Raw genomic sequence first — 9,420 nt, forward strand, 5'->3', positions numbered from 1 at the left:
TCTTAACACCCAAATTAATGCTTGTCAATAGGGTTTTGCAAAAAAATAAAGCAGTACAATCATGTACTGCTAAATAAATTATTTAAAAATTTCTTTTACTTGACTTGTAACCATACTTTTCTATAAAGTCTTGACGGAACTCAAGTAAATTGTCATCTATAATAGCTTGTCGTACTTTAGCCATTAAATTCACCAAGAAGTAGAGATTATGATAACTAGTCAGGCGAATTCCAAACGTTTCATCTGCTTTCAACAAATGTCTCACATAAGCACGTGTGTAATTCTTACATGTATAACAATCACATTCAGGATCTATAGGGCTAAAATCTTCTGCATACGCCGCATTTTTAACCACGAGGCGCCCTTGACTCGTCATACAAGTTCCGTTACGAGCAATTCGTGTTGGGAGAACACAATCATACATGTCAACGCCACGAATAACACCGTCGATCAAACTATCTGGTGCCCCCACCCCCATAAGATAACGTGGTTTATTCTCAGGAAGTAAAGGTACAGTAAAGTCTAGAACTGCATTCATCTCTTCATGGGTTTCTCCTACTGCAAGTCCTCCAATTGAATAACCTGGAAAATCCATGGAAACCAAATCCTGTGCAGATTGTCTACGAAGATCTTCAAAACCTGCTCCCTGTACGATTCCAAAAAGACCTTGGTCATGTGGACGACGATGTGCTTTCAGCCCTCGTTCTGCCCAACGACTTGTACGTTCAATAGAATTTTTCACATAGTCGTATGGTTGGTAAAATTGAGGGCATTCGTCAAAACTCATCATAATATCTGAACCGAGATTGTTCTGAATCAAGATCGCTTTTTCAGGAGATAAAAACATCTTACTTCCATTAAGGTGATTTTTAAAAGTTACACCTTCTTCCGAGATGTTTCGTTTTTCGGCCAATGAATATACTTGGAAACCACCGCTATCTGTAAGAATCGCTTGGTCCCAATTCATGAATTTATGGAGTCCTCCAGCTTTAGCAACGAGCTCATCACCAGGTCTTAGCCATAAATGATAGGTATTGGCCAAAATAATTCCTGAACCCATCTGTTTTAATTCTTCAGGAGATTGCGTTTTTACTGTAGCTTGGGTACCTACAGGCATAAACATCGGTGTTGGAAAAGTTCCATGAGGCGTGATAATTTCCCCCAAGCGTGCCCCTGTGTGTTTTTCTTTCTTTATAAGACGATATTTAATAGGAAAGTCAGTCATTTATACTCCTTACATTAGGAAAAACAGTCCTAAGTATTTTTTAGTAAGTGGTCATTATCCACAACCGCTTTAGTTTATCAAAAATTACAAGAATTGTCAGCTCTATATTTTCAAAGTTTCGATGAATAACAACAAACATCAACACTATCATTTATAGCAAAAAACAAAAAGCAACAGTCTCGAGCACTGTTGCTTTCAATAATGTCTTAAGCTGAAAGAACTTTACGTCCTTTACGACGACGAGCTGCAAGAACACGACGTCCGTTTTTAGTTGACATACGGTGACGGAATCCGTGTTTACGTTGACGACGGATTTTACTTGGTTGATAAGTACGTTTCACGTTGAATACCTCCTGATAGATTTTCGTATTCGTTTAGCCGGCTATTTTTGATCAGTTACTAAACATACCATACTATTTTATAGCAATAGCTTAATCTTGTCAAGAATTACTTAGATATTAATTTCATTATATCTTCGATGCCCGGAGGCTAGTGATAACTGTAAACTACAATGCCGTTCCTATATCATCGCTTGCTCATAACCTCCTTGCTAGTTTAGCTATTTTCTTGAGTACCTCTTTTCGCTTATGGTCACTCATATACTCAACAGGTGAAACCTGGGTAACTTTGACCGGTTTAATACCACAAGGTTTTAGGACTTGAAATTTTAGGACTTTGCTATAATCTTGAACTAAAGGTAGAACTATCTTTGGTGTATTGTGGGTTGTAATAATCCAAGCTTTCCCAGTCAATTTACCATCCAATCCACGGGGTGTATTTTCATAGGCAAAGCCAGCAACAAAAACGCGTTCAATAAATCCTTTCAAGATAGCTGGCATTCCACTCCACCAAGTTGGAAAAATAAAAATCAACTGATCTGCCCAAGTTATTAAATCTCGATAGTCTTTCATAGCTACATCGTGCGCTAAGTCTCTTCTCCTATGTGTTGTATCAAAACGTAAAACAGGATCGAACTTCTCTTTATACAAATCTAGAATCTTTAACTCATGTTTAGACGATAAATTTTCTTTAACAGTCTCTAGTATAGAGGCATTGTAGCTCTTATCGTTTGGATGGGCGTAGATAATTAAGGTTTTCATTGTTTAGCTCCTTTAACATAGATGTCTAACATAGTACTAACAGTCTCTTCAATAGTGTTACTATTGAAATTATCACCAATAGGACCCCTTACCAAAACGGCTAATCCAGTAATAAAACTCCAGATATGAACTAATATTTCTGCCTCACTACCCGAAATGTTCATTTCACTTTTTAGCTTCAAAACCACACTCTTAAAGTGCTCAAACCCTGGTAAATGGGCATTAACAGAGATACTGTCCCGAGTGAGCTCCGTATAATTGAAAGGAAACTTAATAAACAAGGCCTCAAAACTATTTGTTTCTTTTTGAGCAAATTCCACAAAATTACAGCCCATTAATACTAATTGACCTCTTACATCAAGCGAAGAGTCTACCCCTTTTGTCAGATACTTCAAAAAGATCTCAGATAAATGTTCCAAAACTACCTGAAGATATACATCCTTATTTTCAAAGTGCTTATAGGGTGCCCCATGGGTGACCCCACATCTTTGAGCCACCGTTCGGATAGATAGTTGATCGACACCTCTTGTTCTTATCTCCTCGACTCCAGTTGCGATTAACTTTTCCTTCAATTCAGCAGTATTACGTTTCATTTTGACTCCTATTTCCATCTAAGTAGACAGCGACTACCTTTTAAACAAAGTATACACCGTCTACTTTTTATTGTCAAAAAAACTAGCCTTCAAATAAGACTAGTTTCTGTAAGCAATAAACGCTATTGTAATCATACTTTTGTCACAACAACGTAACGATTAGGATCGTCCCCTTCTGAGTGACTTTCAACACCTTCAATTTGAGAAAGTGCCTTATGGATAATTTTTCGTTCGCTATTCGTCATTGGATCCATAACGTACTCTCGACCTGTTTCTTTTACTTTAGCCGCCGTTTTTTCTGCTAGATCAATCAAAGTCTCTGTGCGTTGCTCCAAATAATCACGAACATTAAGAACAACACTAAAACGTTTAGAATGACGATCGTGCAAATAATTTTGCGCTAAAAGTTGCAAAGACTTGAGAACCTTGCCATGATAACCGATAACACGACCAGGTTGGTCTGTTTCAATCTGAATGATAATATTGCGACGATTGTGACTAACCTCTAGACTAGCATCAACATCCATTTCATAGATAATTTTTTCGAGGTAAGATAAAACATCATCTGCAGCCCCTTGAATATCTTCTAAATTATTTTCAGAAGACTCATCTGAACTAAACTCAGAGGACACTAAAGAACTGAAAGCCCCTTCAGAAGTCTCCGAAGTTTGAACTTGAGTAACCGGTTCTAGTTGGGGTTCAAGCGAATTTGCCATAGATTCTGTCACACCCTCTTCTGATAACTCACGTTTAACAGATAGCGGAATAATTGTTGCCTTTGGTTGCTCCTGTTTCTTATCTGGCAACTCTTCATCAAGAGTCTCTGTAGAAACTGGTTGCTTTAAGTCTTCATGTGCAATTTCCTTATTATCTGAAACCGCAACAAGTTTTGTCACTTTATTGAAAGCAATCGTTTCGTCTTTTGGACTTGCGACAGAATCGTCTAATTGTTTTATAGCATCAGGAGCCACTTTAACGGTGTTTTGATCTGCTTCATGAGCTATCTTTTCATTTATTGGTTCAACACTAACTCGAGCTGGCTTCTTTCCGAACCCTAGAAAACCTTTTTTCTCACGAGAAATCACCTTAATATGAGCCTTCATACGGGGTAAATTAAGATCTTTCAAACCTTTTTCGATAGCTTGTTCGACTGTTCGTCCAGAATAGACAACCATAATAAGCCTCCTTATTTACGTTTATGCGCCTTTTTCTTGGCACGACGAATCTTAGCTTTGCGTTCTTTTTCTTCCGCTTCCAAACGATTACGTTCTTCAATGATTTTAAACGGATTATTAAAAACCAAAATCTGAACAACTTGGAAGGCGTTCGAAACTGCCCAGTAAAGTGCTACCCCTGAAGAAATCTGAGTTCCAAACCAGAAAATAAAGATTGGAAGCATGATATTCATAACAAGAAGCATTGCACTACGATCTTTAGCTGCCTTATTTGTCAACCAAGTTGAAAGGAAGGTGAAAGCAGCCGCCAAAATCGGAAGAATAAAGTAAGGATCTTTCTGACCTAGGTCAACCCAGAGGAATATTCCTTCTCGCAACTCTGGCACTCGTGTGAGCGCTCCATAAAGAGCCATCAAAATAGGAAATTGGATCAAGAGAGGAACGAAGCTTGCGTAAGGATTTACACCATGCTCTTTATAAAGATCTTGTTGTGCATAAGCAAGAGCTTCACGATTCTCGCGTCCAGGATACTCACTCTGCAAGCGACGTAACTCTGGCTGCAACTCTTGTAGTTCACGGCTTGACTTAATTTGGCGATTATAAAGAGGAATCATTACCGCACGAATTAAAATCGTGAAAATAATAATACCTAATCCAATAGAACCACCAAATGAGAGCCCTTGAATAGCCTTCCCAAACATTAAAATAAGACGTTCCCAAAGGCCTGTAGAGTGACTTGTAACATCACTTCGTCCACACGCGGACAAAAGCAAGAGAGCTCCTGCACCTAAAACAGATATATTAAGTTTTTTCTTCACTAAAAACTCCTTTTTAATACGATAAAGAACTGCTTCGCTTCCATTCATTAAGAGTATCTCAAAAATCAGGAGTGACTTTAGTTTATCCTACAATGTAAAGAAGCAAAATAATCTTCTAGTCCTTATATAACTTTGCTATTTTTAAGACATGAACGAGATTGCTATAAATGTCTTGATAACTTAAGTCTTCAACACCTTTACGAGCAATAACGACAAAATCTTGATGTTCTAACTGAGATGACATGTCCATTAGTGCATGTCGTAGACGACGTTTTACCCGATTCCGAGTAACCGCATTACCAAGACGCTTACTGACTGACAAACCCACTCTAAAATGAGGTAGATCACGATCCAGACAGTAGACAACAAATTTTCGATTAGCAACACTGTGTCCTGCATCAAATAATGCTTTAAAGTCTTTCTCTTTCTTAACGCGATAAGATTTTTTCAAAATGCGACTCCAAACTCAAAATTAGTACTATTATATCATAAATAGCAAAAAAGCCCAAAACCTTATGGTTAGGGCCTTAGAGACTTATTTTTTTAGAGCTTTTTGAGCTTCTTTGATTTGCCATTTAACCTGGTCAAAACCAGTTCCACCAAGGGAATGACGACGTTCAACAGCTGTATGAGATTTAAGTGTCTCATAGATGTCCTCTTCAATTAGGTCTGAAACTTCTTGATAACGTTCGAGAGGAACATCCTGAAGGTAATAACCAGCTTTGGTACACTCAAGGACAAGTTTTCCAACAATCTCATGTGCTTCACGGAATGGTAGGCCTTTAGATGCAAGATAATCAGCCAACTCTGTAGCATTTGAAAAATCTTTCTCTGTTGATTCTGCCATATGTTTGTCATTAACAGTCATTGTATTGAGCATGCCTGCGAGAATATCAATAGCGACAGTAATCGTTTCTACCGTATCAAACATACCCTCTTTATCTTCTTGGAGATCTTTATTGTAGGCCAAAGGTAATGACTTCATCACCGTCAACAATCCAATCAAATTGCCATAGACACGACCTGATTTCCCACGAATTAGTTCTGCCATATCTGGGTTTTTCTTTTGAGGCATAATAGAAGAGCCTGTTGAAAAAGTATCAGATAGAGTTACAAACTTAAACTCGTTAGAACACCAGTTAATGATTTCTTCACAAATACGTGTCATATGCATCATGAGAATACTTGAGTTTGACAAGAATTCGAGAATAAAGTCACGATCGGAAACAGCATCCAAGGAATTGCTATATGGTTTTGCAAAACCCATTAAGTCAGATGTCATATTACGATTAATCGGGAAAGTTGTTCCTGCTAGTGCAGCAGCTCCGAGTGGAGAGATATCCGTATGCTTGATATTAAATTCAAAACGTTCGGCATCACGTGTAAACATGTTGTAATAAGCCATCAAGTGGTGACCAAAAGAAATCGGTTGTGCATGCTGCAAGTGAGTGTAGCCTGGCATAATTGTATAGGTATGTTTGTCTGCTAGATTGACCAAAGTAGCACGTAAGTTATCGAGCTTCTCAATAACTTCCACTAGTTTGGCTTTTAGATACAAGTGCATATCCGTAGCTACTTGGTCGTTACGTGAACGTGCTGTATGAAGTTTTCCTGCTACTGGTCCAATTTTAGCTGTCAAAAGACTCTCCATATTCATATGAATATCTTCATTGGAAACATCAAATTCTAGTTTACCAGCCTTATATTCCTCAAGCAGTTCTTCCAAGCCCTGTTTAATTTGCAATGCTTCCTCTTTGGTAATAATTCCTGTCTCACCGAGCATAGTAACATGGGCAATAGACCCTTTAAGGTCAAACTCTGCCATTTTTTGGTCAAATGAAATTGAAGCACCGAATTCTTCTACCCATTTTTCAAGACTAGCTTCGAACCGACCGCCCCATAGTTTATGATTTTCTGCCATAGTTTTATTTTGAAGATTTCCCCTCACTGGGATAATCTTCCATCCTTTCTTAATACTTATAACAAGCAACGACCTCTTTGGTCACAATAACTTAAATGAAAAAAGCTAGATAGTATTTGTCTAGCTTAATTTGTCTCTCTGGACACTTGTTTTCCTAAAACCCGATCTCTGTCGTAGTTTATTTAGGCTCGTGACGCCTCTCAGAACGCCTTAACGATAATAATATAAGTTATAAGAAAAGAGTATCAGATGTGGCTCTCTGTCCACTTTTATCTGATAAGAAGCGTTTTTCTTCTAATAGCCTACTTTTCTTATGAAATTTGTCATTAATTGTCAAATGGATGGTTAACTTGTGAATTAACCTGAGTTGGAAGACCCCAAAGCTTGATAAATCCAATCGCAGCATCCTGATCAAAGCTGTCAGCTGATGTGTAAGTAGCCAAGTTTTCATCATACAATGAATTAGCTGATTGACGTGCTACTACTTGAGCATGCCCTTTGTAAAGTTTAACTTTAGCGATACCATTAACAACTTTTTGTGTTTCCTTAATATAAGCAATGATAGCTTGTGTTGCTGGGCTAAACCACAAAGCATTGTAGATAAGGTTTGACAATTCATTTTCAAGAATTGGCTTAAAATGAGAAACTTCACGTACCAAAGTTAAGTCCTCAATTTCTTTATGAGCTGTCAAAAGGGCGATAGCTCCTGGACATTCATAAATTTCACGAGATTTGATACCTACAAGACGGTTCTCAACGTGGTCGATACGTCCGACACCATGCTTACCAGCAATAACATTCATCTCTTGGATAAGGTCAGCCAATTTCATTTCTTTACCGTTAAGAGCAACTGGTTTCCCTTCTTTAAAGGTTACATTGACATATTCAGCTTCATCTGGCGCAGACTCTGGTGAATTGGTAATCCCAAAAGCCTCTTCTGGAGCTTGATTCCAAGGATTTTCAAGAACACCACACTCATTAGCACGTCCCCAAAGGTTTTGATCGACTGAGTAAGGATTATCAAGGTCTGCTGGAACTGGAACACCATTAGCCTTAGCATACTCAATTTCTTCCTCACGAGACCATTTCCATTCACGCACTGGCGCCACTACTTTAAGACTTGGGTCTAGGGCAGCAATGGCAACTTCGAAACGAACTTGGTCATTACCTTTACCAGTACAACCGTGAGCGATAGTCGTTGCTCCTGTTTTATGAGCAATCTCAACCAATTTTTTAGCAATAATTGGACGACTAAGCGCTGAAACCAAAGGATATTTTTGTTCATAGTAAGCGTGAGCTTGAAGTGCTGGAAGCACATAATCTTCAACAAACTCATCTTTAACATCAAGCACGTATGACTCAACAGCTCCAACTGTCAAAGCTTTGTCATGGATAAACTCAAGATCTTTACCTTCACCGACATCCATACAAACAGCAATAACATCATAATCTTTTTTAAGCCATGTAATAGCGACTGAGGTATCAAGACCTCCCGAATAGGCAAGAATAACTTTCTCTTTTGACATAATATTTTTCTCTTTTCTTATATTTTCTTGTGGTTGCTATCTCTATCAACCTTACGAGACTAATTATATTGCATATTTATTCACCTGTCAACACTTTTTTGTTATTTTTTTATATTTATTTAATTTTTATTTATTATTCTGACCTAAAAAATGCTTAATCCTTAATTTTTATTCAATTTTATGCAAGGAATGGTAGAAAATAAAAAAACACTCTTGAAACTATACAAATAGATTCAAAAGCATCTTTAACTATCTATCTTCTAAAATGCCAAAAGGCCTGTACAAAGTACAGACCTTTTGAACAACAGCATCATCGGTAGAGAACACAACAGCAATTTTAGATAGAATGAATGAGGGAAATTATTATGTTTAAGGGACTAACTTAAACCATACATTCTTCTTGCTCTCTAACCTTGATTACATTATAGCATGCAACCCCAGGATGTATGTCGCTATTTCCTAAAATGTCGGATTTCACTCACAGAATGTATTTTTTATCTTAAACTACAATAATTCCTTAAAAACAAAAAACAGCTTGATTTCTCAAGCCTTTTAATGTCTATAAAAAAGATATGTAATTGGACGAGCGGCCAATAAAAAATGGGGATTAGGAAAAAGTTATATAAAAGTACATTATTTATTTTCATAAAGTGTATGTAGATTTCAATAAGATTGACGATGTCTCATTCCGAATCACATATCTTGGTTATATCATAACCTTTTTCAATTTAATTGTCTATACGATTTCATAGAATGTCATTTTTTTGTCCTGAACTGTAATTCTTTAGTATTTTTTTTATAAATTATTAAATTTCATTACTAAAAGACATCTATTTAGTATTTTTATGAAAACCAATTACTTATAAAACAATCAATCATCTACAAAATAGTGATACATCACCCTTAAATTTAATACTCCCTGTCAACTGTAGTGGGTGACGAAAAGCTAACATCTAGAGAGGCCCGAATAGGGAGCCCACTGAAAAAGTCATCAATTGATGGATTTTTTGTTATGCCCAATGCACACTTTCCCATAGAATACTTCATAAGGTGTTTTCCAGT

Annotated in this window: 9 protein-coding genes; all 9 read right to left on the reverse strand. The window is 37.2% G+C overall.

The window, feature by feature from the left end:
• Window positions 1–82: 82 nt before the first annotated feature.
• Window positions 83–1,225, reverse strand: coding sequence for a tRNA guanosine(34) transglycosylase Tgt (gene tgt / locus HMPREF2877_RS06850; RefSeq protein WP_049527868.1), 1,143 nt, complete (start codon window positions 1,223–1,225; stop codon window positions 83–85).
• A 206-nt stretch (window positions 1,226–1,431) separates the two neighbouring features.
• Window positions 1,432–1,566: a 50S ribosomal protein L34 gene (gene rpmH, locus HMPREF2877_RS06855; protein ID WP_002885866.1), complete on the reverse strand. Its 135-nt coding sequence runs from the start codon at window positions 1,564–1,566 to the stop codon at window positions 1,432–1,434.
• 195 nt (window positions 1,567–1,761) lie between these two features.
• Window positions 1,762–2,325 (reverse strand): NAD(P)H-dependent oxidoreductase, encoded by a 564-nt coding sequence (locus tag HMPREF2877_RS06860; RefSeq protein ID WP_070579346.1) that lies wholly within the window; start codon window positions 2,323–2,325, stop codon window positions 1,762–1,764.
• Window positions 2,322–2,918 (reverse strand): TetR/AcrR family transcriptional regulator, encoded by a 597-nt coding sequence (locus tag HMPREF2877_RS06865; protein WP_070579348.1) that lies wholly within the window; start codon window positions 2,916–2,918, stop codon window positions 2,322–2,324. Before HMPREF2877_RS06865 ends, HMPREF2877_RS06860 begins: the two co-directional genes overlap by 4 nt.
• A 131-nt stretch (window positions 2,919–3,049) precedes the next feature.
• Window positions 3,050–4,093, reverse strand: a complete 1,044-nt coding sequence (gene jag, locus HMPREF2877_RS06870; protein WP_070579350.1) for an RNA-binding cell elongation regulator Jag/EloR — start codon at window positions 4,091–4,093, stop codon at window positions 3,050–3,052.
• A gap of 11 nt (window positions 4,094–4,104) precedes the next feature.
• Window positions 4,105–4,911 (reverse strand): membrane protein insertase YidC, encoded by an 807-nt coding sequence (locus HMPREF2877_RS06875; protein WP_070579352.1) that lies wholly within the window; start codon window positions 4,909–4,911, stop codon window positions 4,105–4,107.
• A gap of 115 nt (window positions 4,912–5,026) precedes the next feature.
• Complete coding sequence (rnpA, locus tag HMPREF2877_RS06880) at window positions 5,027–5,362, reverse strand: ribonuclease P protein component (protein WP_002891957.1); 336 nt, start codon at window positions 5,360–5,362, stop codon at window positions 5,027–5,029.
• Window positions 5,363–5,446: 84 nt separating this feature from the next.
• On the reverse strand, window positions 5,447–6,832 hold the full coding sequence (gene argH, locus HMPREF2877_RS06885) for an argininosuccinate lyase (RefSeq protein ID WP_041817286.1): 1,386 nt from the start codon (window positions 6,830–6,832) through the stop codon (window positions 5,447–5,449).
• 326 nt (window positions 6,833–7,158) lie between these two features.
• On the reverse strand, window positions 7,159–8,358 hold the full coding sequence (locus HMPREF2877_RS06890; protein ID WP_070579355.1) for an argininosuccinate synthase: 1,200 nt from the start codon (window positions 8,356–8,358) through the stop codon (window positions 7,159–7,161).
• Window positions 8,359–9,420 lie beyond the last annotated feature (1,062 nt).

The organism is Streptococcus sp. HMSC072D03 (assembly GCF_001812855.1).
GTDB classification, from domain to species: domain Bacteria; phylum Bacillota; class Bacilli; order Lactobacillales; family Streptococcaceae; genus Streptococcus; species Streptococcus salivarius_D.